Origin of the sequence: Streptomyces sp. NPDC017936, assembly GCF_044328485.1 — a bacterium.
Classification (GTDB): Bacteria; Actinomycetota; Actinomycetes; order Streptomycetales; family Streptomycetaceae; genus Streptomyces.
Genome location: NZ_JBIRHK010000026.1, coordinates 1 through 25,484, shown reverse-complemented (window position 1 = coordinate 25,484; position 25,484 = coordinate 1). Strand labels below are relative to the sequence as shown.

The window sequence follows — 25,484 nt, the reverse complement described above, 5'->3', positions numbered from 1 at the left end:
CCACCGCGCCTCACGGGCTCAGTCCGCCAGGTCGGCCTTGCCGAACAGGACCGCGTAACTGGAGGGGAGCTGGCTGATGACCTGATTCAGCTCTCCGCCAGTAACAGCGTCGGCGACGGTGGTCAGGACCGCGCTGGCGTCCCACTGCGCCGTACGCGGCCGGGCATGGGTGCGCTCGGCGACCCGACGGTAGAACTCTTCGATCCCAAAGCTTCGCGCCTGCTGCGGCGCGGCATGGTCCAGGACTTGTCCCAGCGGGCCGGGCAGCTGGGACGCGAGGTCCTTGACCTCTCCCGGGCTGATCCGTTGGGCCAGCACTTCCAGCACGGCGTTGGTGACGTCCGCGGCTTCGTCCTGGTCGTTGTATTCGCCTCGCTCGCGCACACGGGCGAGGAATCCGTCGTATTTCATAGCGGACTTCCTTCTACCTTGGTCACCGCTGGTCATGGGGGCCGCCCGGTGCGCCGGCGGACCGACCGGGTCCGTCCGCCGGCGCGTAGCTGCCGGACTGGCATGGCCATCGCCATCGCCTCCTTCTCTCTTCTCGTGATCTCATCGTCCGCCATTCGTCATGCGAGCCATGCGGACTCCTTGTGACGTATGCGTGGGGAGACGTCCGAGTGGCCCGCAACAGCTGACGTGCCCGTGGTGCCGGGTACGGCCGAGTGCCCCAGGTGCCGGTGCACGAAGTGAATGGCCATCGCGCCCTCACCGGCCGCGGAGGCCACCCGCTTCACCGAGCCGCTGCGGACGTCCCCGACCGCGAAGATACCGGGCAGGCCGGCCTCCAGGGTCATGCACGAGCGCCCGCGGCCGTGCCACACCTCGGGGGAGGCGCAGGCTTCCTGGGCCTCCGGCCCGGTGAGGACGAAGCCGCGGGAGTCGAGGGCGATGATGCCGGCGAGCCACTCGGTGTGAGGGTCGGCGCCGGTGAAGACGAACAGGCTCCGTACCGCGAGCCGGCGGTGCCCGCCCGTGCGGTTGTCGACCACGTCGAGCTCCTCCAGCACTTCCTGGCCGATGACCTCGGTGACCTCGGTGTGCAGCATGACCTCCACCCGCGGATGGCGCTCGACCTGGTCGACCAGGTAGCGGGACATGTTGGCCTCAAGGCTGGCTCCTCGGACCAGCAGGTGCACCTTCGGCGCGTACCGGGCGAGGAACAGCACCGCCTGGCCCGCCGAGTTGCCTCCGCCGACGACGGCCACCGGGTCGGTGCGGCACTGCTGGGCCTCGTAGACGGTCGCCGAGTAGTGCACGCTCGTTCCCTCCAGGCGTTCGATGCCGGGCACCCGGAGCCGGCGGTAGCGGGCACCCATGGCCAGGACGACGGCGCGGGCGGCGATTTCGCTGCCGTCGGCGAACGCCACGACGTAGTGGTCGTCGTCCTCGGGATGGAGACTGGTCGCCTCCAGCGGAAGGCTGATCCTGGCGCCGAACTTGTCGGCCTGGAGTACGGCGCGTTCGGTGAGTTCGGCGCCGGAGATGCCGGATGGGAAGCCGAGCAGGTTCTCGATGCGGGACGACGTGCCGGCCTGGCCGCCGGTGGCCATCGCCTCCACCACCGTGGTGCTCAGGCCCTCGGAGGCGGCGTAGACCGCGGCAGCGAGGCCGGCGGGTCCGGAGCCTACGATGAGGACGTCGCCGTGACGGTTTCCGGTTGGTAGGGACGGCAGGCCGATGAGCCGGGCCAGTTCCGCGTTGCTGGGGTTGCGCAACAGGGTGGTGTCCCGCCAGATGACGAGTGGTGTCTCCGCCGGGCCGACGCCGAAGCGGCGCAGCAGCTCCTCGGCCTCCTCGTCGGTCTCCAGGTCGATCCAGCGGTGCGGCAGCCGGTTGCGGAGGGCGAACTCGCGCAGCCGTCTGGTGTCGGGCGAGTAGCGCGAGCCGATGATGCGGAAGCCGGCGCCCTGTCCGACGAGCAGCGCGCGACGGCACAGACAGGCGCGCAGCACGATGTCCCCGATGGTGGAGTCCTGGGACACCAGGTGGCGCAACTGGTCCAAGGAGACGACAAGGGCCTCGCCCGGCTCCCTGGCGACAGCGGTGTAGAAGGCCACTTGTCCGTACAGCAGGCCGAGTTCGCCGATGAAGCGACCTGGGCCGTGCACGCGCAGCACGTGCTCCTCAGGAGTGCCGTAGTCCTCGACGACGGCGACGGTACCGCTGAGGACGACGAAGAACGTCTCGCAGCGCTCGCCCTCCCGGATCAGCACGTCGTTCGGATCCATGTTCCGGCGTTGCCCGTGCTCCGCCAGACGTGCTATCTGGTCCTCCGTGAGGCGCGGATACGCGCCGTAGATGTCCGGGGTCTCCCAGAAGGCGGCCTCGTCCGCTTTCTCCGGCACCGGTTCTTCGCCCGGCAGCGACTGGTCGCCGGACATCAGACGAACGCCTCGTGAACGTAGCACCAGCGCCATTCCTCGCCGGGCTGGAACGACTGCACGATCGGATGGGTGACGGCAGCTGCGTGTTTGCGCGCGTGCTTGTTCGGCGAGGAGTCGCAGCAGCCGACGTGCCCGCAGGTCAGGCAGAGCCTCAGGTGGACCCACGGGGAGCCGAGCATCAGACACTCCTGACACCCTTCTGGGGTCAGCGGCTGGACCGGCCGGACAAGCGCGAGGTGGGAGTCTGCATGCAGGGTCATCCGGATCAACCTTTCCTGGCGGTGATCGACTGTTCCACCCACTGGCGCAGAGCGGGGGCGGGCGCCGCCCCCGCCTGCCGGGCGACCGTCTCGCCCCGGTCGAGGACCAGCAGTGTCGGTACGGCCTGGACCTCGAAACGCTGCGACAGTCGCGGGTTCTTGTCGACGTCGACCTTGACGAGTTTGATTCGGCCGGCGAGATCGGTGGCGACCTTCTCCAGTGCGGGGCTGACCATGCGGCAGGGGCCGCACCAGGTGGCCCACAGGTCGACCACGACGGGGACGTCGGCCCGCTCGGCGACCTCGGTGAAGTCGTCGTCGCCCGCGTCCACCATCCACGGTAGGGGCTGCTTGCAGTGGCCACACTTGGGGCGGCCCTCCGCGGCCACGGGTACCCGGTTGGTGCGCCCGCAGTGGGGACATCTGACGGTCGTCGCCTGCATCGTGCTCATGCCGCCCGCGCTCCCTTCACGTCCTCGTGCTGGTCGTAGGTGACCACCAGTTCCCCCGCCTCGGCGTCGACGCGGACCGTCGCGCCGTCCTGGACGTCACCGCGCAGCAGGGCGCGCCCGACCATCGTCTCGACCTCATGGGAGATGTAACGCCGCAGCGGCCGGGCCCCGTACACCGGGTCGTAACCCTGGTGGGCGATCAACTCCCGTGCCACGTCGGTGAGTTCGACGGTGATGCGGCGTTCGGCGAGGCGACGGCGCAGCTCGTCGAACTGCAGCTCCACGATCCGCTCGATCTGCCGCTCGCCGAGCGGCTTGAACAGCACAATGTCGTCGACGCGGTTGAGGAACTCCGGGCGGAAGTGCCCGCGCAGCTCGCCCATCACCAGGGCGCGGGCGTCCGGCTTGATCTCACCCTCGGCGGTGGCGCCGTCGAGGAGGTGCTCGGAGCCGATGTTCGACGTCATGATGATCACGGTGTTGCGGAAGTCGACGGTGCGGCCCTGGGAGTCGGTGATGCGGCCGTCGTCGAGGACCTGCAGCAGGGTGTTGAAGACATCGGTGTGCGCCTTCTCGATCTCGTCGAACAGCACGACCGAGTACGGCTTGCGGCGTACGGCCTCGGTGAGCTGGCCGCCTTCCTCGTAGCCGACGTATCCGGGTGGTGCGCCCATGAGCCGGCTGACGGTGTGCCGCTCCTGGTACTCGCTCATGTCGAGGCGGACCATGTTCTCCTCGGAGTCGAACAGGGCCGCCGCGAGGGTCTTGGCCAGCTCGGTCTTCCCGACGCCGGTGGGGCCGAGGAAGATGAACGAACCTATGGGGCGGCGCGGGTCGCGGATGCCGGAGCGGGCGCGGATGATGGCGTCGGCGACGAGTTTCACGGCCTCGTCCTGGCCGATGACGCGCTCGCGCAGGATCTCGTCGAGGCGCAGCAGCTTCTCGCGTTCGCCCTCCTGGAGGCGGGCGACGGGGATGCCGGTCCAGGCTGCGACGATCTCGGCGATCTCCTCCTCGGTGACGACCTCGCGCAGCAGCCGGTTCTGCCCTTGTTTGGCTGCCAGCTGCTCCTCCTCGGCCTTCAGCCGGCGCTCCAGGTCCTGGAGGCGGCCGTAGCGGAGTTCGGCGGCGCGGTTGAGGTCGTAGGCGCGTTCGGCCTCCTCCGCCTCGTGGCGGACCTGCTCCAGTTCCTGGCGCAGTTCCTGCACGCGGCGGATGGCCTGCCGCTCGGCCTCCCACTGGGCGCGTTTGGCGTCGGCCTCGGCGCGCAGGTCGGCCAGTTCTCTGCGCAGCTCCTCCAGGCGGGCCTTGCTGGCGGGGTCGGTCTCCTTGGACAGGGCGGCTTCCTCGATCTCCAGGCGGGTGACGCGGCGGGTGATCTCGTCGAGTTCGGCGGGCATCGAGTCGATCTCGGTGCGCAGCCGGGCGCACGCCTCGTCGACGAGGTCGATGGCCTTGTCGGGCAGGAACCGGTCGGTGATGTAACGGTGGGAGAGCGTCGCCGCCGCGACCAGCGAGGTGTCCTGGATCTTCACGCCGTGGAAGACCTCCAGGCGTTCGCGCAGTCCGCGCAGGATGGAGATGGTGTCCTCCACGCTGGGTTCGTCGACCAGGACCTGCTGGAAGCGGCGTTCGAGGGCGGCGTCCTTCTCGATGTGCTTGCGGTACTCGTCGAGGGTGGTGGCGCCGATCATGTGGAGTTCACCGCGGGCGAGCATCGGCTTGAGCATGTTGCCCGCGTCCATGGCCCCTTCGGCGGCGCCCGCTCCCACGACGGTGTGGAGTTCGTCGACGAAGAGCAGGATGCGCCCCTGGGCTGCCTTCACCTCGCTCAGCACGGCCTTGAGGCGTTCCTCGAACTCGCCGCGGTACTTGGCGCCCGCCACGAGCGAGCCCATGTCGAGGGCGAACACCGTCTTGTCCCGCAGTCCTTCGGGCACGTCACCGCGCACGATGCGCTGGGCCAGGCCCTCCACGATGGCGGTCTTGCCGACGCCGGGGTCGCCGATCAGGACGGGGTTGTTCTTGGTCTTGCGGCTGAGGATCTGGGTGACGCGGCGGATCTCCGCGTCACGGCCGATGACGGGGTCCAGCCGCCCGGAGCGGGCCTCGAGAACCAGGTCGCGGCCGTACTTCTCCAGAGCCTCGTAGGCCACCTCGGGGTTGGCGGAGGTGACCCGCTGGTTGCCGCGGACCTGGGTGAGCGCGCCGAGGAACGACTCCCGGGTCACGCCGTGCTCCTTGAGCAGGCGCCCGGCGGCGGTCGCCGAGCCCTCCTCGGCCAGGGCCAGCAGCAGGTGTTCCACGGACACGTACTCGTCCTTGAGGCGTTTGGCCTCCCGCTCGGCCGCGTCGAGCAGGCGGGACAGGCGCTGGGTGACGAAGACCTGGCCCGGCGCCGCGCCCGGGCCGGTCACCCTCGGGCGGCGGGAGAGCTCCTCGCGCACGGCAGCGCGCAGCTCCTTCGGCTCGGTGCCGGCCTGCCGCAGCAACCGTGTGATCAGACCGTCCTCCTGATCGAGAAGCGCGAGCAGCAGGTGTTCCCCGTCGACCTCGGTCTGCCCCATGCCGACGGCCGTGCTCTGGGCCTCCTGGAGGGCTTCCTGGGACTTCTGGGTGAGACGGTTCATGTCCATGGGGGTGTTTCACTCCTCGTACCGGCGCGGCGCAGTGCGGCTTCGAGCAGGCTGATGCGGTCCAGCAGGTCGAGCACCAGACCGAGGGATGCGTAGTTGAGGCACAGCCCGGTGCGCAACCGCTGGACGCGGGCCAGGGCGGCCGGGGCCGTGGGGGCGAACACCAGCCCTCCGGAGGCGTCGCGCTCGGCCTCGACCAGGCCCAGAGCGACGAACCGGCGGATGAGGTCGGGATGGACGCCGGAGCGGCGGGCCACGGCCTGCAGAGAGAGCCTGGGCACCGGCACGATCGCGTACCGGACGCGTGCCGGCGCGGGAGCTGTCAACCGAGACGCCTGGCGTGCCCCGGCGCGTGGGTCACTCATCGTGTCCTCCTGGGGTCGTACGAGGAGACGGCGGCGAGCTCCTCGAAGAGCGCGCGCTCCCGGTCGCTGAGCCTGGAGGGCACCATGATCCGGAGCTCGGCGTAGAGGTTGCCGTTCGTGCCGCGCGGGTTCGGCATGCCCTCACCGCGCAGCCGCAGCCGTCGGCCGCTGGACGAGCCCGCGGGCACGCTCACCTTCGCCGTCGCCCCGCTCGGCGTGGGCACCGGAACTGTCGCGCCCAGCGCGGCCTCCCATGGTGTGACCGGAAGCTGCACGTACACGTCCCGGCCGTCGAGGCGGAACTGGGGGTGCGACTGGATCCGCACCCGCAGGTACAGGTCCCCCGCGGGGGCGTCACCGTTGCCCCGGCCGCCCTCGCCCGCCAGCCGGATACGCTGCCCGTCGGTGACACCCGGTGGCACGTCGACCTCGTACCGCCGCGGCTGCCCTGTGGGACCGGCGAGCGTGACGGTGCGACGGCCTCCCCGGTAGGCCTCCTCGACGGTGAGCGGCAGTTCGGCCTCCTGGTCGGCTCCGGGGACACGCATCCGTCCGGCGCCGCCGAAGAACGAGCCGAACAGGTCGTCGACGTCGACGCCCTCCGCGCCGAAGCCGCTGGTGGCGTACCGGACCCGGGGGCCGTCCCCGGTGGACCAGCGGAAGCCGCCGCCGGGTCCCGCGCCGGCACCGACCCGCTCCTCCCAGTCCTCGGGAACCTTCCGGAAGTCCTCGCCGAAGCGGTCGTAACGGGCCCGCTGGTCGGGGTCGGACAGGACGCTGAAGGCCTCATTGATCTCCTTGAACCGCTCCTCCGCCGCGGGGTCCTTGTTGACGTCTGGGTGGTACCTGCGGGCCAGCTTGCGATACGCCCGCTGGATCTCGTCCTTGTCGGCGTCTCGCGGGACCCCGAGAACCTCGTAGAAGTCGCGTGCCATGGCCGCTCACTCCCGCTTGGCGACGGTCACGGCGGCCGGCCTCAGCTGCCGCTCGGCCTCGCCGTAACCGGGGCGCAGCACCTGCGCCACGGTGTTCGGTTCGGCGTCGGGGTCCTGGACCACGCCGACGACCTCGTGCCGGGAGGGGTCGAACGGGACGCCTGTCTCGGCGTGACGCTCGTAACCAAGGCGTTCAAGGATGGACACGGCCTGGTCGCGCACGGCGCGAACCCCCTCGACGATCGCCCCGGGGTCGGAGCCCGCGTGGTTCAGGGCCAGTTCGAGGTTGTCGACGACGGGAAGGAAGGCCGCGGCCGTGCGGGCGCGTTCGATCGCGCGCTCCCGGTCCAGTTCCCTGGCGTGTCGCTTGCGCAGGTTGTCCAGATCGGCGAGAGCACGCCGCCAGCGGTCCTCGACCTCTTTCAGCGCGGCCGTGTACTCGTCCTCGACCCCGGCCGGACCGGTGGCCGCGTCGGGCCCCGGTTCGGCCTGTGTGGTCGGCGGCGCGGGCTCGGGCAGGTGGCCCTGCGGCGGTTGTGCGGCGCCTTCGGGCGGCAGGTCGGACGATCGGTCCTGGGGAGGTATCGGCATGGCGGGTACCTCAGCCCTTGTCGAACTCGGCGTCGATCACGTCTTCGTCGGCGCCGGCACCGCCCTGCCCGGAGCCGTCCGGCCCGGTGGTGTCCGACGGACCACTCGCCGCCGCGGCTTCGGCCTGGTGGGCGGCGAGCCCGGCGTGGACCTGCTGGAGTTCGGAGATCAACGGCCTGGCCTTGTCCACTCCGGCCTCGTTCTTGACCGCGTCGCGGGCCTCTGCCACCAGCATCTCGGCTCGCGCCTTTTCGTGCGCGGGCGCGGCGTCGGCCAGTTCGTTCAGACGCTTTTCGACCTGGTAGGCGATCGCGTCGAGTTCGTTGCGGGCGTCGACGGCCTCGCGGAGTGCCTGGTCCTGGCCCCGGTTGCTTTCAGCCTCCTGGACCATGCGTTCGACCTCGCTGCGGTCGAGGTTGGAGCTCTCGCTGATGGTGATGCCCTGTTCCTTGCCTGTGTCCTTGTCGCGCGCGCTGACGTTGAGGATGCCGTTGGCGTCGATGTCGAAGGTGACCTCGATCTGCGGTTCGCCCCGCGGCGCCGGTCGGATGTCGGTGAGCTGGAAGCGGCCGAGGACCCGGTTGTCGGCGGCCAGTTCGCGCTCGCCCTGGAGGACGACGATGTCGACGGCGGGCTGGTTGTCCTCGGCGGTGGAGAAGGTCTCGCTGCGGCGCACCGGGATGGTGGTGTTCCGCTCGATGATCTTCGTCATCACTCCGCCGCGCGTCTCCACGCCCAGCGACAGGGGGGTGACGTCGAGCAGCAGGACGTCCTTGACCTCGCCCTTGAGCACCCCGGCCTGGATCGCGGCGCCCAGGGCCACGACCTCATCGGGGTTCACGCTCATGTTGGGTTCCTTGCCGCCGGTCAGCCGGCGTACCAGGGCCTGGACGGCGGGGATGCGGGTGGAACCGCCGACGAGGATGACCTCGTCGATGTCGCTCTCGCCGACCTTGGCGTCGGCCATGGCCTGCTGGACCGGACCGAGGCAACGCTCCACCAGGTCGCCGGTGATCTGCTCGAACGTGGACCGCATGATCGAGTCGGTGAGATGCTTGGGCCCGGAGGCGTCGGCGGTGATGAACGGCAGGCTGACCTGGGTCTGGGTGACGGAGCTGAGCTCGGTCTTGGCCTTCTCCGCCGCCTCGAACAGGCGTTGCAGCGCCTGCGGGTCCTTGCGCAGGTCGATGCCGTTCTCCTTCTGGAAGTCGTCCGCGAGGTAGTCGACCAGACGCCGGTCGAAGTCGTCGCCGCCCAGATGGCTGTCACCCGCCGTGGAACGCACCTCGACCACGCCGTCGCCGACATCGAGGATGCTCACGTCGAAGGTGCCGCCGCCCAGGTCGAAAACGAGGACGGTCTCGTGCTGCTTCTTGTCCATGCCGTACGCGAGGGCGGCCGCCGTCGGCTCGTTGATGATCCGCAGCACTTCCAGTCCCGCGATCCGTCCGGCATCACGGGTCGCGGTGCGCTGGGCGTCGTTGAAGTAGGCGGGCACCGTGATGACCGCCTCCGTGACCCGTTCCCCCAGCTGCTTGGAGGCGTCGTCGGCGAGTTTGCGCAGCACCAGGGCGCTGATCTCCTCAGGCGCGTACAGCTTGTCACGCACCTTGAAGCGGGCCTCGCCGTTGTCTCCCGGGACGACGTCGTAGGCGACGGCCTTGGCCTCGTCGGGGATCTCGTCGAAGTGCCGGCCGATGAACCGCTTGGCCGAGTAGATGGTGCCCTTGGGGTTGAGGATCGCCTGGCGCCGGGCCAGCTGACCCACCAGACGTTCCCCGGTGTCGGTGAAGGCCACCACGGACGGTGTCGTGCGGTTGCCCTCGCTGTTGGGCACGACGGACGGCTCGCCGCCCTCCCACACGGCGATCACCGAGTTGGTGGTGCCCAGGTCGATGCCCACTGCCTTGGCCATGAGGAACTCCTTCCGCGGCGGTCGACGTCCGTCGGCGACCGTTCATCCTCCGGGCCCTGTCCGCCCGGCTTCGAAACTCGTTCAGCTGGGGGCGAGGTCGTTGCGCGGGCGCCGGCCCCTGGAGGAGGCGCTCTCCGTGTTCGTGCCGGCCCTGCTGTCCAGCCCGGTGACCAGCCGGACGGCCTCATCGGCGACGTCCTCGTCCACCACGACGTCGTACCGGCTGGGCTCCATCGAGCGGACCGAGGCGAAGTCCCGGCGGCCGCCCTGGGCCGCGTGCAACAGCACGCCGAGCAGCGCACCGACGACCGCTCCGAAGATCAGCCCGTACAGCGCGAGGAGCAGACCGGAGACGACCGGATTCAGCCAGTTCAGCAGCCCGAAGATCCAGCCGATGAGCACGCCGGGCAGCGCTCCGGTGGCTGCGCCGTGGAGGGCGGCCGCGCCATACCCCACTCGACCGATCACCTGTTCGACCAGGCGCACGTCCTGACCGATGATCGCCACCTTTTGAACGGGAAAGTCCTGGTCGGCGAGGTGATCGACGGCGCGTTCGGCTTCCTGGTACGTCGCGTACGAGGCAATGGTCCTGCGGGCCTGCTCGGTCATGGCCACTCCTTCCGCCGTCGGACCGCCGAGCGGTCCCTGCAGGCCCCAGAGTGGCTGCTCTCCCGGTCACCCCGCCTGCGCCCAGCGGGTCGAAAAGTGACACCGGCGCTCGGTCTGCGAGGGCAGGGAGCGGGACGACGATTCCGGTGGGCGGCTCGTGGCGGGGTCCTCAGGGTCCGGCCCGGCACGAGGTGCGGGGCCGACGGATGTACTTCTTCCAAGCCCAGGGAAAACGGATCGATCCCGGGGCCGACCGTCCGGCACAAGGAACTGTCTCCACCGACGCTCAGCAGGCGGACGGCTGTCCTGGGTTCCCACCCGGGACGCAGGACCTCTTCCTCCCCTCCACGCCGGCACGGCGCACCGGGGCGCTCCCGTCCCGGGCGTGGCGGTCGACGCGGCTGCAAGAGGCTACGGACCGGCGGCCGTACGGAGCAACGCCACGGCCGACCGGCCCGTGGGATGGAAGGCGGGCCCAGCAGGCCCACCTCGCCGTGCACCGCCTGCTCTCGCCGCGGCGACCAGACCCCTGGTTCAGCCGGGCATGGGGTGGTGCGCCTGGGCGAACTGCTCCACGACGGCGGCGCAGAAGGCGGGCAGGTCGGCCGGGCCGCGGCTGGTGACCAGCTGCCCGTCGATGACCACCTCCTGGTCGACGACGACCTCCGCGCCGGCGTTGCGCAGGTCGGTGCGGATGCTGGGCCAGGACGTCAGGCGGCGGCCGCGCACGGCGTCGGCTTCCGCCAGGGTCCACGGGCCGTGGCAGATCGATGCGACCGGTTTCCCACTGGCCATGAAGTCCCTGACGAACTGCACCGCGTCGCGGTCCATGCGCAGCTGGTCAGGGTTCATGGTGCCGCCGGGCAGGAGCAGGGCGTGGTAGTCGTCGACGGAGGCGTCGGCGACCAGGCGGTCCACGGGGAAGGTTCCCGCCGGGTTCAGGTCGAACTGGCGGGCCTGGATTTCGCCGTGATGGAGCGAGAGGATCTCGGTCTTCGCCCCCGCGCCCTGCAACGCACCGCGCGGCTGGTCGAGTTCCACGCGTTCGACGCCGTCGGTGGCCAGGATTCCCACCCGCATCCCCCGGAGTTCCTGTGTCATGATACGGCTCCCTTCACGAGTCGCCGGTTGTACGAGGCGAGCGGCAGGAACACCCGGCAGAGCCCGTCCGCATCCCTTTTTCCGGACCGGGGACCGCAAGGCCCGGTCGAGGGGGCCCCGAGCGCGTATGTGCGCGCGACCAGCCGGAACTGCCGTCCCGGTGGAGGACAACTTGCTCCAGCCGTCGTCGCGAGCGGCGGCATGCACCGGGGCGCGACTGCTACAGCAGCCGGTCGAACACCGCGGTCACGCCCTCCCAGTGGCCGGTCTGGGGGTTCTTAACATCCGGGTACATGATCTTGAACGTCTCGGCGAGGGCGACGCTGAGACCGCCGATGATCTCGGGGTAGCGCTCTTCGGTCTCCCGGGTGGGTGTCCTGTCGAGGGGAGGGTGCGCGGCGAGCTGTTCCACGATCGGCTTCAGCTCGACCTCCTCGTCGAGCCGCCGGAACCGGTGGATGCTTTCCTGGAGGCCCTTGGTGATCGGCAGGTCCCACGGTTCGACGGTGTCCCGGCCGTTGGCCTTGGCCGACGCCTGGCCGACGACCAGGAGGTCGTAGAGCTTGGCGTCGACGAAGTCGCCGTACCGCTTCAGGTCGTTCTTGTCCACATCGAGGCCTGCAGCGGCGCGGAAGAACCTCTCGAACTTCGACACACCCATCACGGTCATGCCTCTCGCCTCCTCGCCAGGAACCGGACGGCGTCGTTCGCTCACGCCCACGCCGCCATCGGCTGTTACCCGGTCGAGATTCGCAGAGCCCCCTGCTGAGCACCTCCGCACCCGAGGCCTAAAAAGAACGCTGCCTCCTACCCTGGCAGAGCAGCATGAAATGCGCAGGCATCCTCCGGCCAGCCGTACGGCCGTCCGAGGTCATTCCCATCTCTTGGGTGCGGGTGAGAGCCGTCCCAGCCACGCCCTCACGGTCTCCATCGAACTGGAAGTGTGGCTGACGGACATCGCCCGGCAGCTCGCCCGCATCAGGCTCTCGACGGCGAACGGGCCGGCCGGAACGCGACGGGGGGGAAAGCCGACCGCGCCCACAGGCACAGCGCCCCGACGCACATCTGGCAGACCGGCGCCGGGCGTCCCCGAGAACCGCGGCCTTGCCGTGGTGGAGGCCGTCTGCACTTGTGCTCGGAGGTGTACCGAGCCCACTGCTTTTCCTCCCGCAGGGAGCAGGCAGAGTGCGGCCCGCATCTCGAGCATAGAGATGCCCAATGTCACTCGGCCTCTGCCGAAGCGCACGCACCCTGACACGCATCAGCCCACCACCCCACACGCACGCTGCACCCTTCGGTGGCTGTCTCAGGACCCACCCCAGACAGCTGCAAGGCTTCAGAAAAAGGACCACTCATGGACTACGACACCTTCATCGACACCATCACCCGGCGCGCCCCTGTCCCCCCGGAAAAGACGGAGCCCCTCACCCGCGCCACCCTGGAAACACTGGCCGAGCGGCTCACCAGGGGTGAGGCGGAGGACCTCGCGTCCGAACTGCCCAAGCCGCTGAAGGAACCGCTGGTCTCTCCCACTCCGGAGGCCGAGCCCTTCGGACTCGACGAGTTCGTCAATCGGGTGAGCAGGCGAGCAGGGGTGAGCCCGGACGAGGCCCGCGAGGGCGTACGGGCCGAGCTGAGCACCCTGAGGGACGCAGTCAGTGACGGCGAGTTCCGCCAGGTCATGTCCCAGCTGCCCCGGGACTTCGAAGCTCTCGTCGGCGCCCCGGGCTAGGAGGAGCCATGGCCGACGAGGTCGGCGCCGTCATCGAGGAGACGGAACCGGCCGTGCTCACGGAGGCCACTGTCACCCTGGTCGAAGGGCCGACGTTCTGCGTCTCGGGCGCCTCGGGCGACATGGAGGCCGAGGTGCCGCAGGGGTTGTTCTTCCGCGACATGCGGGTGACCACGACTACCCACAGCTTGACGCCTCCGTGCACCGTGGTGTGCAGGGCCTCACCGGCCAGGTTGAGCTCCTCGTATTGCACACAGGCAAAGAGCCACACCATGACCGCGCCGACGTAGCCGAACTCGGGCGGCGACTCTGCGCATTCGACGTGAACCACACAGGACCCGGGTGCCACAGCTTGCCGTGGCATGGGACGAATCAGCACGTGTGAGCGACTCCGGGCGTGGAAACCCGAGGAGCCCGACTCCAGGGAGGCGTCATGGACGCCCATGTCACTGCCCAGGGAAGCCCCATCGCCACGGTCAACCCGTACACCGGTGAAAGGGTTCGTGAGTTCCCGGCGCTGAGCGCGGAGGAAGTAGGGCGCGCGATCGACGCGGCGCACTGTGGCTTTCCAGACTGGCGTGCCCGGTCGACGGCCGACCGGGGGGCCCTCGTGCAACGCGCCGGCCGCCTCATGAGGAAGCGCAAGGAGGAATTGGCGCACCTCCTGACCCTTGAAGTCGGCAAGCTGATCAACTCGAGCCGTGCAGAGGTCGACCTCGCGTCCGACATCCTCACCTACTACGGCGAGCACGGCCCTGAGCTGCTGGAAGAACGACCCCTGCCGGTGCCCGAGGGCACGGCCGTGCTGGTGAACGAGCCGCTCGGCGTCATTCTCGGTGTGATGCCCTGGAACTTCCCGCTGTATCAGGTCGTCCGATTCGCGGGTCCGAACCTCGTCCTCGGCAACACCGTCCTGCTCAAGCACGCGAGTAACTGTCCCCAGTCCGCACTGGCACTCGAGCAGTTGTTCACGGAAGCGGGCATGCCGACCGGGATCTACACCAATCTTTTCGTGCGGGGCAGAGACGTCGGGAAGATCATCGATGACTCTCGAGTGCAGGGAGCGTCACTGACCGGAAGCGAGCGGGCGGGCGTGAGCTTGGGCGAGATCGCCGGCCGCAATGTCAAAAAGTCCGTCCTCGAGCTGGGTGGCAGTGATCCCTTCGTCGTGCTGGACGGTCACCACCTCGAGCGCACCGTGTACGCCGCGTTCCTCGGCCGGATGGGCAACACCGGGCAGTGCTGCGTGGCGGCCAAGCGCTTCATCGTCCTTGCCGACGTCTACGACGCCTTCGTCACCGGGCTGGGTGACCGGATGAGCGAGATGCAACCGGGAGATCCGGTCGACCCCGCCACTACGCTCGGCCCGCTGTCCTCCGAGGCCGCGGCCGAACTCCTGATGGAGCAGGTCCGTGACGCGGTGGACAAGGGAGCCACGGTGGTGCTGGGCGGCGGGCGGCCCGACCTGCCGGGCGCCTTTGTCGAGCCGACCCTTCTCACCGACGTCACACCGGACATGCGGGCCTACCGGGAAGAGCTCTTCGGCCCCGTCGCCACGGTCTACCGGGTCGCCGACGAGGACGAGGCCGTGGCACTGGCCAACACTTCCCCCTACGGCTTGGGAGGCGCGGTCTTCGCCGCCGACCCGGAACGTGCTCGGGGGGTCGCGGACCGGCTGGAGGCGGGCATGGTGTGGATCAACCACCCGACCGCGTCCCGACCGGAGCTGCCCTTCGGCGGCATCAAGCGTTCCGGCTACGGGCGCGAGCTCGGTGACGTGGGCATCGTGGAATTCGCGAACCGCAAGCTCGTGCGCTACGTGGACGCCGACGCCCCGATCGAAGAAGTGCTGGGCTGACCTACGAGCCGGTCGACCGCGCTCTCCACGGCGAGCTGGTGTGGGAGCGGGACAGGCCGGCGCTCGAGCGGTTACAGCAGTAGCTCGCCGGACGCGGTGGTGCCGTGCACGTTGGCGGCAGTGATGAGGACGGCCAGGCCCATGGCCCCTGCCTGCATTCCCGCGCGCTGACGAGGAAGTCACCCGGCGGACCGGGTCAGGTTTCGTCGCGCACGCCGTCCGAGCTGAGTCCGGCTTCCTCCATCGCTTCCCCGATGGTGCGCCCGCTGGCACCGTTGTCCTGCCCGGCGGATCTCCTTTCGTCAGATGTGCCGATGACGTCGTCGGTGGAGGTCGTCTTCGGGCGGTTCTCCTCGGGAACGGTCATGACTACTCCATTGCTTGTCCACGGGGCGGACGGTTCACGCCGTGGGCTCTGCTCGACGCCCCTCTCCCCGTAGGCGGCGGCGAGTGCCGCGAGTGTGCTCGCCACAGTCTCGTGGGTACACATGGCCTCCCCCCCCCACGATCAGCCAGCGCTTCCCGCGCCTGCTGGCTTGCGGTGCTGCCAACGGATCCAGCTCCCTGCGCCGACGCCGCCTCGCCGTGCCAGCGCAGACATTCATTCGCACGGCCGCCCAGCCCGTCGTCGTACCTGCCAGCTGGGTGATTCCATCCGTCAGCGCCTTCCGCCACCCCTGCGGCCGAACCGTCGCGGGGCTACACAGCTACGGCGGGCGGATGCCCCCGCCCGGGCCCGCGACGGTGTCGGCCCTGTCCGGATCGCGGGCGGGCAGTGGGGGCACGCAGGGTGTACGACGCCGAGAAGGTCGCCGCCCGCGTCGTGGACGGCCTGGAGCGGCTCCGCACCGCCGTGTGCGCGCCCGCCTGGCTGCGGCTGGTCCAGTCCGTGCGGGCCATGCTGCCACCACTGGTGTGCGCGTGGCTCGCCGGCAGGCTGCCCCGCCTGGAGGTCGAGGAGAACCTCGCTCCGGCCGGGCCGCTCGGCGCCGACGGCGACGCCGACCGGGCGGCGAGGCGGCACGCCCGCTGAGGGGCGCGGCCGGCACCGAGCGGCCCGGCCGTCAGCTGTCCAGCTCCTCCTCGATTGGCGGTTTCGGCACATCGCGCAGATGCTGGGACTGCCCCGGCCTGCCGCCCTTGCGGGCCTGCTCGGCACGCTGCGCCGGGCTCAGCCCAAGGTCGGAGTCGGGATCCACGCGCACCGACCGGGCCACCTCCTCACGGTTGGCATACTGCTCGGCCGGGATGCCGCGCAGCGCCTTCACGACATCCGGCGCGGCGCCCGACCGGCTCGCCGCTTCGATCAGCCTGTCCTTGCCTGCGGGGAAGTCGACATCCTTGATGGCCTCCACCACGTCCCGGGCGCTCGTACTGTGGGTCATGGCCTCTTCTCCCTCATCGGAATCCGGAATCCTGGGCCACCCGGGTAACCGGCAGGGGCCGCTCGCTCACCTCCTTCATCCGCCGGATTTCCACTGGTTTGCCCGGTCTGGGCCGGGGGCCCGGCCCGGCAGGAGGTGATCGTCGTGCCCGAACCCGGGAGCAAGAAGTACGACACCGAGCGCGCGAGGGCTCGCAAGGAGGCGGAGCGGTCGGGGCCGGGCTGGTGCGGTTGGCTCGGCGTCCTGGTCGTCCCGCTGTCCGCTGGGAGCGGCGCACCGAACTCCACGACGCCTTCATCACCGTCGCCTGCATCCTTGTCTGCTGGAGACGCATCGAGAAGGCCAACACATGAGCCCGGTTCTTGCAGCCCGGGGCTTCGAGCACCGCGGCCACGCCTGGACCTCCGCCTGCCGCCCGAGCACGGGCTTGAAGACCTCCATCAGCGTTCCCTCCGCCGGCCAGAGCGCGGATGCGGGTAAGAAGATCGTGGGCCGCAAGCGACGCGTCGTGACCGACCTATCGGCCTCCTCCTGACGGTGCTGGTCACCGCGGCCGGTATGCAGGACTCCGCAGCCGGCACCCGGCTGCTCGACCAGGTCGCCGCCGGCCGTCCCGGCATCCGCAGGGCGGCCCGGATGCCGCCGCCCGGCCCACCCACTGCAGCGCTGCTGACACCACTCCCACAGGAGTTCCAGCGAGGCGTCAGCCGGGCCCGCCCAGCACGATCTTCCACACTCGGGTCGCCACCTGGAGGTTCAGCCGGTCCTCGACGTTCGCGAGGTCGTGGCCGCTGATGTCGCGGATGCGCTGGAGCCGATAGCGCAGCGTGCTGCGGTGTATCGCGAGGGATTCTGCGGTCTCGTCGTAGTTGCCGCCCCAGTCGAAGTACCGGGACAGGGTCTCCACCAAGGTCGCGTGATGCCGGGAGTCGTAGTCGATGAGCTTCCCGAGCCACTCCTGGACGAACGTCTCCAGTTCCCGGTAATCGTTGCCGGGTCCCAGGATGCGATAGAGGCCGAGCTGGTCGAAGAACGACGTGCCGTAGCGCTCGCGGGAGTGGCGGCGCACGTCCAGGGCGCGTTGCGCCTCCTGGTAGTGGTGGGGGATGTCGTTCAGGGAGTCGGAAGGGGCGCTCACCCCGATCGTCCCGGACCGTGTTCCGGTCTCCCGGGTGAGCGCGTCGTACAGCGCACGGGGGTGCGGCCTGTCGTCGGCGACCAGGACGACGTGGTCGGAGCGTCGGGTCAGCAGCGAGCGCATGCCCACGGCAGAGGCCGCCCGCCCCACGGTCTGTGCGAAGGAATCGTCGGCGGTCCGGTTCGACCACTGCACCACGACGACGTAGTGGCTGCGGCGCAGGTCGTGTCCGGCTGCCTCGGACCGGGCGTAGGCGCTCACCTCGTCCGTCCCTGCCAGGAGGTCGTCCACCAGCTCGCGGTGCAGCCTCAGCTCCACTTCGGCCAGATTACGCACGTGTGTCAGCTCCGGGGCGAGTGACGCGGCAGCGTGTTCCAGCGCGAGCACGGTGTACTCGTCGGCCTCGTCCCGGGCATCGACCAGGGCCAGCACGCCCAGGATCTCGCCGTGCGGGCGGATCAGGGTGATCAGCCGGTCCCTTATCCGCACCGGCCCGGCCTGACGGGCGACGGCGTGCAGCATTTCGTCCTGGCGCACGGGGTCCGGTTCGGGATAGGGGACGGGGCGGCTGGGGCCGGTCCAGGACCTCAGCCGACCGAAGCGGTCCTCGACCAGTGCAGGAAGTCCAGTGAGCCCGTGCAGCGCGCGGGTGACAGCTTCCTCGCCGCCACCCGAGGCAGCGATGCCGACCATGAGCGCGTGAACGGCTCGCTCGTAGCCCAGCTCGGCCACCACAGAGATCAGCTGCCGCTGGAGGGCTGTGCGTTCGTCCCTCAGTCGGTGCAGCTCCAGCGCGTCCTCGTGTTGGCGGCGGTGTGCGGAGGCGACTGACAGTGCAGCAGCGGTGTGCCGGACGAGCGTGGCGAGCAGGGATCGCTCGGCCTTGGTGGGTGGGGAGCGGGACGTGACCACGAGGTAGCCGTGGAGTCCCTCGAGTCCGCGTAGCCCCAGGGCCCGGCCCCAGGACCTGCCAGGTACCGTCACGTTGCCGTCCTGCCCGGCCAGCTCCCGCACCCTCCGGCTCACGGCCAAGGCAGGCATCTGCCCGTCCCTTGGACTGGGGACCAGGTCGCCGCCCACATTGAGGTATCCGGCCTCGGCAGTGTATGGCCCCGCGGCGGCTATGTGGTCCATGGCCAGGCGCACGATCTCGACTTCGTCCAGAGTGCCGAACAGGGCGCGGGAGAGCGCGACCAGTTCGTGGAGGGCATGGTCGGCTGAGGTGCGAGCGGGCGGGCGCGGTCCTCCGCGCGCGGCCGTGGGGCGCCGCCCGGCGCTGCCCCGCAGAAGGCCGCCCTTCCGGTGGGAGTAGCGGTGGTACAGGCTGCGCGCCCGACTGCCGGCCATGGGACCACTCCGTCCCTCGACGCCTTCAGAGAACCGAGCGGCATGTCGCCTACCCGCTCACGGGCGACTTACCCGAGATGTGTGGATCCTTTCTCTCGTACTCGTGGGGCGACCGGACCTGTGCATTCCTGACTCGCCAGACGCAGGCGTGGAGCCACCCGGTTCGTCACCCTGGGGAGTGCTCGAGACTCGCCGTGTGCACCGGTAGGAACCCGGCGTGGGCCACTTGGTGCGGCCCTTGTCGCATGGTCGGCCCCGCGCCCTCGGACAGGTCACCCGCGACCTGTCCGGACGGATCAAGCCCGTCAAGGTCGACATCAACAAAATCCACGGGTCAGTCGGCGGCTTCGAGGTGCAGGCGGTGCCGGCCCTCCTCGTCGTTTGGACCAGGGCGAGACGCTCGCCGGCAGGGTCGGCGCGGCACCTGCGCACGTCCTGTGCTCGTGGGTCGAGCAAGCGATGGCGGGCCGGGAACCGGTGACAGTGCCGGAAAAAGTGCACCCTCGCCCGGCCCCCGGCGACGGGTCGTCCAGTGGCGCTAGGCGTCGTCGCCCCGCTCGCCCTCCGCCTGGGACGGCTCGTTCCGGGGGACGTCCAGGTGCTGTTCCGTTGCGGTACGCTCGCCCGTCTCGTCCCGCTCGCCCTCGGCCTGCGAAGGTGTGCGCGAGTACCAGGCGTCGTCATCACGGGCTCCGGATTTCATGACGGGCATCCTTCGTCGCTCACATGCATCCTCCCCCGCTTGTCCCAGGCCTCCTCGACGTGCCCCTTCTCCCACATCGCCTCGACATACCCGAAGGCGTAGCCGATCGACTGGTGCTCGAAGGGTGTACCGCTCGGCGCGGCGATGTCCCTCAGTTTGCGGAACACCGTGTCGGCCTCGCTGGGCAGCGCCTTTGAAGGCGCCCGGGTGTGAGTCGTTGCCCGCACCCGGGCGAGGGCGTAGTGCGGCGTCAGCCGCCGGCCACGGCGCGCACCGCCTCCTCGACCGGGGTGGACCCGCTGATCAGCTCGAGGATGCGCCCGGCAGTCCTGGGCTCGTGGAGCAGGGCGGCGAGCACCGCAGCCACGTCTTCGCGCGGCACTTGGCCGCGGTCGGTGTGCTCGGCGAGCGTGACGCGGCCGCTACCGGGGTCGTCGGTCAGCGTCCCCGGGCGCAGAATCGTCCAGTCCAGTCCCGGACGGGAGGCGATGTCGGCGTCCGCCTCGCCCTTGGCTTTCAGGTAGGCGGCAAAGACCGGGTCGGTGCCGGGCGGCGGCGGGCTGTCCACGCCCATCGCGGAGATCACCAGGAAGCGGCGCATCCCGGCGCGCTCGGCCGCGTCGGCGAGGAGGATGGCCGCGTTCCGGTCCACCGTCTGCTTGCGGGCCGCGCCGCTGCCCGGTCCGGCGCCCGCGGCGAACAGTGCCGCGTCGGCGCCGCCGAGGTGGCCGGCCACCTCGTCCACCGAGGCGTGCTCCAGATCGCACACCACCGGTTCCGCACCGTCCGCGCGCAGGTCGTCGGCGTGGTCTGGGTTGCGGATCAGCCCTGTGACGTTGTCGCCGCGCGCCGAGAGCAGCCGGGTCAGCCGGCGCGCGATCTTTCCGTGTCCACCCGCGATCACCATGTGCATGGGGTCATTCTTGCCACACGCGACCGCTCCCGCCGGGCTGCGGGACTGCCGCGGCAGGTCGGGTCCCGCGGTTGCCGCAAAGTCGGCGTACTCGCGCACCGCGCTGGTGCGCGAGACCACCCGGCCACCGGGTCGCGCCGCAGGTGCTCGGTGGTTCGCGATCGCGATTCTGTCGTCAGGAGCGCGCGAGCCGGGCCGCGAGATAGGGTGCGGTGGCGCTGCGACGGGCCCTCGCCACCTTGGCCGGCGGACCCGTCGCGACCACCCGCCCGCCCGCGTCGCCGCCGCCCGGACCGAGGTCGATGACCCAGTCGGCGGTGGCGATCGTGGCCAGGTCGTGCTCGACGAGGACGACCGTGTTGCCGGCGTCGACGAGCCGGTGCACCTGTCGCAGCAGCAGTGCGATGTCCGAGGGGTGCAGTCCCGCCGTCGGCTCGTCGAGCAGGTAGAGCGCGTGCCCGCGGCGGGCTCGCTGCAGTTCGGCCGCCAGTTTGATGCGTTGCGCCTCCCCGCCGCTGAGTTCCGTCGCGGGCTGGCCCAGCCGCAGGTACCCCAGTCCCACCTCGCGCAAGGTCTCCAGACTGCGGGAGGCGGCCGGGACGGCGGACAGGAACTTGGCGGCGGCGTCGACGGACAGCGCCAGTACTTCCGCGATGTTCTTGCCGCGGTAGGTGACTTCCAGCGTTTCGGCGTTGTACCGGGCGCCTTCGCAGGTCGGGCACGGCGCGTAGGTGCCGGGCAGGAACAGCAGTTCCACCGCGACGAATCCTTCGCCCTGGCAGGTCTCGCACCGCCCTTCGGGCACGTTGAAGGAGAACCGCCCGGCCGAGTAGCCGCGCGCCCTGGCTTCGTCCGTCGCCGCGTACAGCTTGCGCACCGCGTCGAACATCCCGGTGTACGTGGCCAGGTTGGACCGGGGGGTTCGGCCGATGGGCCGTTGGTCGACCGAGACCAGCCGGTCGAACGACTCGACCCCCGACGCGTCCTGGACATCGACCTCCAACTGCGCCTCGTCAGGCTCCTCGGGCACGAGTCCGAGGTGGCTGCGGACGACCTCGGCGAGCACCTGCGTCACCAGCGTCGACTTTCCGGAACCGGACACGCCTGTCACCGCCGTCAGCACGCAGAGCGGTACGTCGACGGACACGTCGTGCAGATTGTGGCGGGAGACGCCGCGCAGGTGCAGCCAGCCGTGCGGTGCGCGCGGGCGGTGATCGAGCGGCTGGGCGCGCCCGAACAGGTACTGGCTCGTGGCCGACTCCCCGACCCGCGCAAGACCGGCGACCGGGCCGCTGTACAGCACGCGTCCGCCGCCCTCGCCCGCACCGGGGCCGATGTCGACCACCCAGTCCGCCCGCCGGACGACGTCCATGTCGTGCTCCACGACGAACAGCGAGTTGCCCGCCGCCTTGAGGCGGTCCAGCACGTCCAGCAGCGGTTCCGCGTCAGCCGGGTGCAGGCCCGCGGAGGGTTCGTCGAGGACGTAGACGACGCCGAACAGCCCCGAGCGCAGCTGGGTGGCGATCCGCAGGCGCTGCGCCTCGCCTGGCGACAGGGTCGTCGAGCGGCGCCCGAGGCTGAGATATCCGAGGCCCAGGTCGAGCAGTACGTCGACCCGTGCGACCAGATCGCCGCAGATCCGGACCGCGACCTCGGTCGTCTCCCCGGATCGGGCGGTCGACGTGGTGGCGTCGGCCTCGGACCGCCCCGCGACGGGCCGCAGCAGCGCCACGACCTCTGTGAGCGGCATCGCGTTGATCTCGGCGATGGAACGTCCGGCGAAGGTCACGGCGAGCGCCTCAGGCCGCAGTCCGCTGCCGTGACACGCGGGGCAGGCCACGCTCCTGACGAACCGGAGCGCCCGTTCGCGCATCTTCTCGCTCTTGGAGTCGGCAAGAACGTGCATGACGTGTTTGCGAGCGCTCCAGAACTTGCCCTGGTAGCCGTAGTCGACGCGGTCCTCCTCCGGCTCGATGTACACGGAGGGCTGCTCGTCCGTGTACAGCAGCCAGTCCCGGTCCTTCTTCCTGAGCCTGCGCCACGGTCGGTCGATGTCGATCCCCAGGCCGCTCACGACACTGCGCAGGTTGGCGCCCTGCCAGGCGCCCGGCCATGCGGCGATCGCCCCCTCGCGGATGCTCAGCGAGGGGTCCGGGACGAGCAGGTCCTCGGCGACGTCGTGCACGACGCCCAGTCCGTGGCACTCCGGGCAGGCGCCGGCCGCGGTGTTGGGGGAGAACGACTCGGCTTCCAGCCGTGCGGCGCCGGGTGGACAGGTGCCGGCGCGGGAGTACAGCATGCGCAGCAGATTGGACAGGGTGGTGAGGGTGCCGACCGTCGAGCGCGAGCTGGGTGACCCGCGTCGCTGCTGCAGGGCCACGGCCGGTGGCAGTCCGGTGATCTCCTGCACGTGCGGTGCGCCGACCTGTTGCAGCAGTCTTCGGGCGTACGGTGCTACGGACTCGAAGTAGCGCCGCTGGGCCTCCGCGTAGAGCGTGCCGAACGCGAGCGAGGACTTACCCGAACCGGAGACGCCGGTGAAGGCGACCATCGCGTCCCGCGGAATGTCGACATCGATGTTCCGCAGGTTGTTCTCGCCGGCGCCCCGGACATGCACGAAGGGGTCGGTCGCGTCCTTGTTCACCGTTTCTGATTACCTGATCGCGCCGGGAACCGCGCGACAGGCGCCGTCACCGGGCCCCGCTCACACGAGCGCTCGGGGAAATCCCGGTATGAGACACTCCGGGGAACATTCGAGAGTGTGTCACCGTTGATTCGCATGTGGCGTGAGGGGAAGTGCGTCCCCGGGCCTCACCCTTTGCCCCTGAGGACGATCGTTCGGCTTAAGCCTCATGGAGCTCCCGCCGCGAGGCGACCGCTCTTCGCGCCCACTCTCGATCGGCCCCGACTGGGGATCCCCCGAACCAGTCGGGGCCTTCGCCTGCCCCCTGCCGGCGCGCTTCGGCGAACGCGGTGGTTCGCCTCCCGGTGGCGTACTCGCCTGGCGGCTCAGCCCCAAGTCGCGAGCGTGCGCCCATGGCGGCCATGACCGAGGGGGCAAGGACGGCCAGCACGACACCACCGCACCGGAAACCTGGGCTCCAGCAGCGGCAGCGCCTTGATGGGCGAGACCTGCCTATGTTGACACATGTCGAACCAGTGCGGCCCGCCCGTGCTGGAGCCCCCCTTCCCGGGGTCTTCGCCGCCGGCGACGTCGGGAGCGGCTCGGTCAAACGGATGGCCTCGGCGGTCGGTGAGGGTGCCATGGCGATCCGCCTCGTGCACGAGCACCGGGAAAACGCGGTGATCGACAACAGGGTGAACGCCGTGTCGCAGAGCGGCCCCACGGAGAGGTGGCCAGGAGGTAGCTGCTCACGAGGTCGAACGTCGCGGGTGTGAACACGCCGGCGAGCGCTCGGAAGAGACTCGTGAACAGCAGCCTGGGCCGGTTGGCGCGGGCCATCCCGCCCAGGTCAGCCGTTTTGTTCGGATCATCGGATCGCTAGTCGGGGCGCGCCGTTGACCGACGCGCCGTGGGCGCGGATCGAGCCGCTGCTCCCAGGCCGGACATCGAAGCGGGGTGGCCGGTGGCACGGCGTGCGGTGCGGACCGGGGTGGCGCGGAGCCGGTGTTCGTGGTGGCGCACGCAGCCGTGTGGCCCGGTGGTGGGGCAGGTCCTGCACGGCGGAGGACGAGGAGATGTGACCGTACCCCCTGCACCTGCTGGCAGGGGCCAGCGTGTCACGCGGCGTCGGCGTTACCTCGAGGGCATCCTGTGGGCATTCGCGATCGCGGGGGCAGCCGACGAGAGGGAGTCATGCGGGTGTCGTCTCAGGGCGTTACGGTGGTGGCTCTTCTGGCGGATCCGGATACGCCGACGGAGATCGCACGGCGCATGGCCCGGATGCTTCCTGATCGGCTCGCCGACAGGTCAGGCCAAGGGCGACGGTTCGACGTCGAGGTGGTCAGTGAGCCGTTCACCGCGAGGACCGAGGACCTCTCCACGTTGACGCGCCGGATCATGGACCGCGGAAGTGAGGGGAACTGGGACATCGTCGTGGCACTCACCGATCTTCCGCTGCACTCGCACGGGCGCAAGCTCGTGGTGGATCTGAGTCACGAACACGGCTTGGCGCTGCTGTCCCTTCCCACGCTGGGGGGCTTCCGGCTGCAGACCAAGGCCCGGCAGGCCGTGGAAGAAGCCGTGCTCAGTTTGGCGGGCCCGCAGGCCACAGGGACTGAGGGGCCTCCGGGAAGTCAGCCGCTGCGCGGGCCCTTCATCGGTCGTCTCGCGCCCATCCATCCGGGCCAGGTCGGTGAGGAGGAGATCGCCGATCTGCGGTACGTCATCACTGGGCCGCGCGGTTACCTGAGGGTGCTCGCCGGTATGGTCCGCGCCAACCGGCCGTGGCGCTTGGTGCCGGGTCTGTCGAAAGCCCTGGCGGCCGCCCTCGCCACGGGAGCAGCTGCCACCGTGAACTCCACCATCTGGAACCTGGCCACCTCCCTGAGCACGCCACGCCTAGTGATCGCCACAGTCGGGTCCGTCGCGCTCATGATCGGCTGGCTGATCGTGGACGCGAACCTGTGGCATCGAACGGATGAGGTTTCGCCGGAAGCGAGGAAGAAGGCGGCTCTCTACAACGCCTCGACGGTCGTGACCGTGGGTATCGGGGTGATCGTCTGCTACGTGGGTTTGGTGGTCATCAACCTGGTGTGGGCGCTGTTCATCCTCAACGACCGGGTGTTCGCTTCCACGACACGAACCCCGCTGCATGCCGCGGAGTACTGGACCTTGTCCTGGTTCGTCGCTTCGGTCGCCACGGTGGGCGGCGCGCTGGGATCGGGCTTGGAGAGCGACGAGGCGATCCGGGCAGCCGCCTATTCCAAGCGCGAACAGGAGCGTCGCAGCGTGCTGCAGGACGACCACGGTGACTAGCGGATGACCTCAGTCGGAGATGTGCCGCCGGTTGGTGGTCGTCCGGGTCCGGAGATTCCGCTGATTGGTCGGTGCGTGGCTGTTTCGCGTCGGCGGTCGACGGGGACCCGGGCGGCACGCCGCCGGAGCGCCGAGCTCCGCCTGGCGGGCCGACGGCCCAAACCACCGTTCCACCTGATCCGGGTGAGCGGCCCGCAGAGGCGTGCCGGAGCCACGGA

24 protein-coding genes and 3 pseudogenes are annotated in these 25,484 nt (G+C 70.1%); 8 read left to right on the top strand and 19 right to left on the bottom strand.

Translation table 11 applies throughout. The annotated features are described in order from the left end of the window. Positions 1-18: 18 nt before the first annotated feature. The 12 genes from ACH4F6_RS36815 to ACH4F6_RS36760 all read right to left on the bottom strand — a co-directional run bounded on the left by ACH4F6_RS36815 (position 19) and on the right by ACH4F6_RS36760 (position 11,921). On the bottom strand, positions 19-411 hold the full coding sequence (locus tag ACH4F6_RS36815; protein ID WP_397964799.1) for a DUF2267 domain-containing protein: 393 nt from the start codon (positions 409-411) through the stop codon (positions 19-21). A 158-nt stretch (positions 412-569) separates the two neighbouring features. After that, the gene (locus ACH4F6_RS36810) at positions 570-2,384 is read right to left on the bottom strand and encodes an FAD-dependent oxidoreductase (RefSeq protein ID WP_397964798.1); all 1,815 of its coding nucleotides are present in this window, start codon (positions 2,382-2,384) and stop codon (positions 570-572) included. Next, positions 2,384-2,647 (bottom strand): UBP-type zinc finger domain-containing protein, encoded by a 264-nt coding sequence (locus tag ACH4F6_RS36805; RefSeq protein WP_397964797.1) that lies wholly within the window; start codon positions 2,645-2,647, stop codon positions 2,384-2,386. The genes ACH4F6_RS36810 and ACH4F6_RS36805 overlap by 1 nt, the downstream gene beginning before the upstream one ends. Positions 2,648-2,652: 5 nt before the next feature. Further along, on the bottom strand, positions 2,653-3,099 hold the full coding sequence (gene trxA, locus ACH4F6_RS36800) for a thioredoxin (protein WP_397964796.1): 447 nt from the start codon (positions 3,097-3,099) through the stop codon (positions 2,653-2,655). Further along, positions 3,096-5,735, bottom strand: coding sequence for an ATP-dependent chaperone ClpB (gene clpB, locus ACH4F6_RS36795; RefSeq protein ID WP_397964795.1), 2,640 nt, complete (start codon positions 5,733-5,735; stop codon positions 3,096-3,098). Before clpB ends, trxA begins: the two co-directional genes overlap by 4 nt. Beyond that, positions 5,726-6,100, bottom strand: coding sequence for a chaperone modulator CbpM (locus ACH4F6_RS36790; RefSeq protein ID WP_397964794.1), 375 nt, complete (start codon positions 6,098-6,100; stop codon positions 5,726-5,728). Before ACH4F6_RS36790 ends, clpB begins: the two co-directional genes overlap by 10 nt. After that, entirely contained in the window at positions 6,097-7,035 is a 939-nt protein-coding gene (locus ACH4F6_RS36785; protein WP_397964793.1) for a DnaJ C-terminal domain-containing protein, read from the bottom strand. Before ACH4F6_RS36785 ends, ACH4F6_RS36790 begins: the two co-directional genes overlap by 4 nt. A 6-nt stretch (positions 7,036-7,041) precedes the next feature. After that, positions 7,042-7,626, bottom strand: coding sequence for a nucleotide exchange factor GrpE (locus tag ACH4F6_RS36780; RefSeq protein ID WP_397964792.1), 585 nt, complete (start codon positions 7,624-7,626; stop codon positions 7,042-7,044). A gap of 10 nt (positions 7,627-7,636) precedes the next feature. After that, positions 7,637-9,541 (bottom strand): molecular chaperone DnaK, encoded by a 1,905-nt coding sequence (gene dnaK / locus ACH4F6_RS36775; RefSeq protein WP_397964791.1) that lies wholly within the window; start codon positions 9,539-9,541, stop codon positions 7,637-7,639. 81 nt (positions 9,542-9,622) lie between these two features. Further along, entirely contained in the window at positions 9,623-10,150 is a 528-nt protein-coding gene (locus ACH4F6_RS36770; protein ID WP_397964789.1) for a general stress protein, read from the bottom strand. Between the two features lie 534 nt (positions 10,151-10,684). Then, positions 10,685-11,251, bottom strand: a complete 567-nt coding sequence (locus tag ACH4F6_RS36765) for a type 1 glutamine amidotransferase domain-containing protein (protein WP_397964788.1) — start codon at positions 11,249-11,251, stop codon at positions 10,685-10,687. Between the two features lie 220 nt (positions 11,252-11,471). Beyond that, a complete protein-coding gene (locus ACH4F6_RS36760) occupies positions 11,472-11,921 on the bottom strand; it encodes a DUF1931 family protein (protein WP_397964787.1) in 450 nt (149 codons plus the stop codon). A 684-nt stretch (positions 11,922-12,605) separates the two neighbouring features. Here ACH4F6_RS36760 and ACH4F6_RS36755 point away from each other — a divergent pair. From ACH4F6_RS36755 to ACH4F6_RS36745, 3 genes are all read left to right on the top strand, one after another. Further along, the gene (locus ACH4F6_RS36755; protein WP_397964785.1) at positions 12,606-12,983 is read left to right on the top strand and encodes a DUF2267 domain-containing protein; all 378 of its coding nucleotides are present in this window, start codon (positions 12,606-12,608) and stop codon (positions 12,981-12,983) included. A gap of 8 nt (positions 12,984-12,991) precedes the next feature. After that, a complete protein-coding gene (locus ACH4F6_RS36750) occupies positions 12,992-13,273 on the top strand; it encodes a glycogen debranching N-terminal domain-containing protein (protein WP_397964784.1) in 282 nt (93 codons plus the stop codon). Positions 13,274-13,416: 143 nt separating this feature from the next. Further along, a complete protein-coding gene (locus tag ACH4F6_RS36745; RefSeq protein WP_397964783.1) occupies positions 13,417-14,841 on the top strand; it encodes an NAD-dependent succinate-semialdehyde dehydrogenase in 1,425 nt (474 codons plus the stop codon). A 196-nt stretch (positions 14,842-15,037) separates the two neighbouring features. Here the strand turns inward: ACH4F6_RS36745 and ACH4F6_RS36740 are convergent, their stop codons facing one another. Continuing rightward, entirely contained in the window at positions 15,038-15,208 is a 171-nt protein-coding gene (locus ACH4F6_RS36740) for a hypothetical protein (RefSeq protein ID WP_397964782.1), read from the bottom strand. A gap of 408 nt (positions 15,209-15,616) precedes the next feature. On the opposite strand from ACH4F6_RS36740, the gene ACH4F6_RS36735 reads away from it, so the two are divergent. Further along, entirely contained in the window at positions 15,617-15,874 is a 258-nt protein-coding gene (locus tag ACH4F6_RS36735) for a hypothetical protein (protein ID WP_397964781.1), read from the top strand. A gap of 31 nt (positions 15,875-15,905) precedes the next feature. Here ACH4F6_RS36735 and ACH4F6_RS36730 read toward each other — a convergent pair whose 3' ends face one another. Continuing rightward, positions 15,906-16,226: a DUF2795 domain-containing protein gene (locus ACH4F6_RS36730; protein WP_397964780.1), complete on the bottom strand. Its 321-nt coding sequence runs from the start codon at positions 16,224-16,226 to the stop codon at positions 15,906-15,908. Between the two features lie 427 nt (positions 16,227-16,653). On the opposite strand from ACH4F6_RS36730, the pseudogene ACH4F6_RS36725 reads away from it, so the two are divergent. Further along, a pseudogene (locus ACH4F6_RS36725) lies at positions 16,654-16,853 on the top strand (transposase); the annotation flags it as partial. A gap of 76 nt (positions 16,854-16,929) precedes the next feature. On the opposite strand, the gene ACH4F6_RS36720 reads toward ACH4F6_RS36725, so the two are convergent. Then, on the bottom strand, positions 16,930-18,711 hold the full coding sequence (locus ACH4F6_RS36720) for a PucR family transcriptional regulator (protein WP_397964779.1): 1,782 nt from the start codon (positions 18,709-18,711) through the stop codon (positions 16,930-16,932). A gap of 218 nt (positions 18,712-18,929) precedes the next feature. On the opposite strand from ACH4F6_RS36720, the pseudogene ACH4F6_RS36715 reads away from it, so the two are divergent. Continuing rightward, positions 18,930-19,185: pseudogene (locus ACH4F6_RS36715) on the top strand (thioredoxin family protein); the annotation flags it as partial. Positions 19,186-19,249: 64 nt separating this feature from the next. On the opposite strand, the gene ACH4F6_RS36710 reads toward ACH4F6_RS36715, so the two are convergent. From ACH4F6_RS36710 to uvrA, 4 genes are all read right to left on the bottom strand, one after another. Beyond that, positions 19,250-19,414: a hypothetical protein gene (locus ACH4F6_RS36710; protein WP_397964778.1), complete on the bottom strand. Its 165-nt coding sequence runs from the start codon at positions 19,412-19,414 to the stop codon at positions 19,250-19,252. Next, positions 19,411-19,641 carry a hypothetical protein gene (locus ACH4F6_RS36705; protein ID WP_397964777.1) on the bottom strand — a complete coding sequence of 77 codons (231 nt, stop codon included), beginning with the start codon at positions 19,639-19,641 and terminating at the stop codon, positions 19,411-19,413. The genes ACH4F6_RS36710 and ACH4F6_RS36705 overlap by 4 nt, the downstream gene beginning before the upstream one ends. Before the next feature lie 23 nt (positions 19,642-19,664). Beyond that, the gene (locus ACH4F6_RS36700) at positions 19,665-20,327 is read right to left on the bottom strand and encodes an SDR family oxidoreductase (RefSeq protein WP_397964776.1); all 663 of its coding nucleotides are present in this window, start codon (positions 20,325-20,327) and stop codon (positions 19,665-19,667) included. A gap of 175 nt (positions 20,328-20,502) precedes the next feature. Further along, a complete protein-coding gene (gene uvrA / locus ACH4F6_RS36695) occupies positions 20,503-22,971 on the bottom strand; it encodes an excinuclease ABC subunit UvrA (RefSeq protein WP_397964775.1) in 2,469 nt (822 codons plus the stop codon). Between the two features lie 542 nt (positions 22,972-23,513). Between uvrA and ACH4F6_RS36690 the strand changes: the two are divergent. Together ACH4F6_RS36690 and ACH4F6_RS36685 are read left to right on the top strand one after the other, a co-directional pair. After that, positions 23,514-23,726: pseudogene (locus tag ACH4F6_RS36690) on the top strand (hypothetical protein); the annotation flags it as partial. Between the two features lie 418 nt (positions 23,727-24,144). After that, positions 24,145-25,266 carry a hypothetical protein gene (locus ACH4F6_RS36685; protein WP_397964774.1) on the top strand — a complete coding sequence of 374 codons (1,122 nt, stop codon included), beginning with the start codon at positions 24,145-24,147 and terminating at the stop codon, positions 25,264-25,266. Positions 25,267-25,484 lie beyond the last annotated feature (218 nt).

Coding starts and splice junctions, on each gene's coding strand:
- ACH4F6_RS36815 (WP_397964799.1), bottom strand. CDS start 411: ATGAAATACGACGGATTCCTCGCCCGTGTGCGCGAGCGAGGCGAATAC.
- ACH4F6_RS36810 (WP_397964798.1), bottom strand. CDS start 2,384: ATGTCCGGCGACCAGTCGCTGCCGGGCGAAGAACCGGTGCCGGAGAAA.
- ACH4F6_RS36805 (WP_397964797.1), bottom strand. CDS start 2,647: ATGACCCTGCATGCAGACTCCCACCTCGCGCTTGTCCGGCCGGTCCAG.
- trxA (WP_397964796.1), bottom strand. CDS start 3,099: ATGAGCACGATGCAGGCGACGACCGTCAGATGTCCCCACTGCGGGCGC.
- clpB (WP_397964795.1), bottom strand. CDS start 5,735: ATGGACATGAACCGTCTCACCCAGAAGTCCCAGGAAGCCCTCCAGGAG.
- ACH4F6_RS36790 (WP_397964794.1), bottom strand. CDS start 6,100: ATGAGTGACCCACGCGCCGGGGCACGCCAGGCGTCTCGGTTGACAGCT.
- ACH4F6_RS36785 (WP_397964793.1), bottom strand. CDS start 7,035: ATGGCACGCGACTTCTACGAGGTTCTCGGGGTCCCGCGAGACGCCGAC.
- ACH4F6_RS36780 (WP_397964792.1), bottom strand. CDS start 7,626: ATGCCGATACCTCCCCAGGACCGATCGTCCGACCTGCCGCCCGAAGGC.
- dnaK (WP_397964791.1), bottom strand. CDS start 9,541: ATGGCCAAGGCAGTGGGCATCGACCTGGGCACCACCAACTCGGTGATC.
- ACH4F6_RS36770 (WP_397964789.1), bottom strand. CDS start 10,150: ATGACCGAGCAGGCCCGCAGGACCATTGCCTCGTACGCGACGTACCAG.
- ACH4F6_RS36765 (WP_397964788.1), bottom strand. CDS start 11,251: ATGACACAGGAACTCCGGGGGATGCGGGTGGGAATCCTGGCCACCGAC.
- ACH4F6_RS36760 (WP_397964787.1), bottom strand. CDS start 11,921: ATGACCGTGATGGGTGTGTCGAAGTTCGAGAGGTTCTTCCGCGCCGCT.
- ACH4F6_RS36755 (WP_397964785.1), top strand. CDS start 12,606: ATGGACTACGACACCTTCATCGACACCATCACCCGGCGCGCCCCTGTC.
- ACH4F6_RS36750 (WP_397964784.1), top strand. CDS start 12,992: ATGGCCGACGAGGTCGGCGCCGTCATCGAGGAGACGGAACCGGCCGTG.
- ACH4F6_RS36745 (WP_397964783.1), top strand. CDS start 13,417: ATGGACGCCCATGTCACTGCCCAGGGAAGCCCCATCGCCACGGTCAAC.
- ACH4F6_RS36740 (WP_397964782.1), bottom strand. CDS start 15,208: ATGACCGTTCCCGAGGAGAACCGCCCGAAGACGACCTCCACCGACGAC.
- ACH4F6_RS36730 (WP_397964780.1), bottom strand. CDS start 16,226: ATGACCCACAGTACGAGCGCCCGGGACGTGGTGGAGGCCATCAAGGAT.
- ACH4F6_RS36720 (WP_397964779.1), bottom strand. CDS start 18,711: ATGGCCGGCAGTCGGGCGCGCAGCCTGTACCACCGCTACTCCCACCGG.
- ACH4F6_RS36710 (WP_397964778.1), bottom strand. CDS start 19,414: ATGAAATCCGGAGCCCGTGATGACGACGCCTGGTACTCGCGCACACCT.
- ACH4F6_RS36700 (WP_397964776.1), bottom strand. CDS start 20,327: ATGCACATGGTGATCGCGGGTGGACACGGAAAGATCGCGCGCCGGCTG.
- ACH4F6_RS36685 (WP_397964774.1), top strand. CDS start 24,145: ATGCGGGTGTCGTCTCAGGGCGTTACGGTGGTGGCTCTTCTGGCGGAT.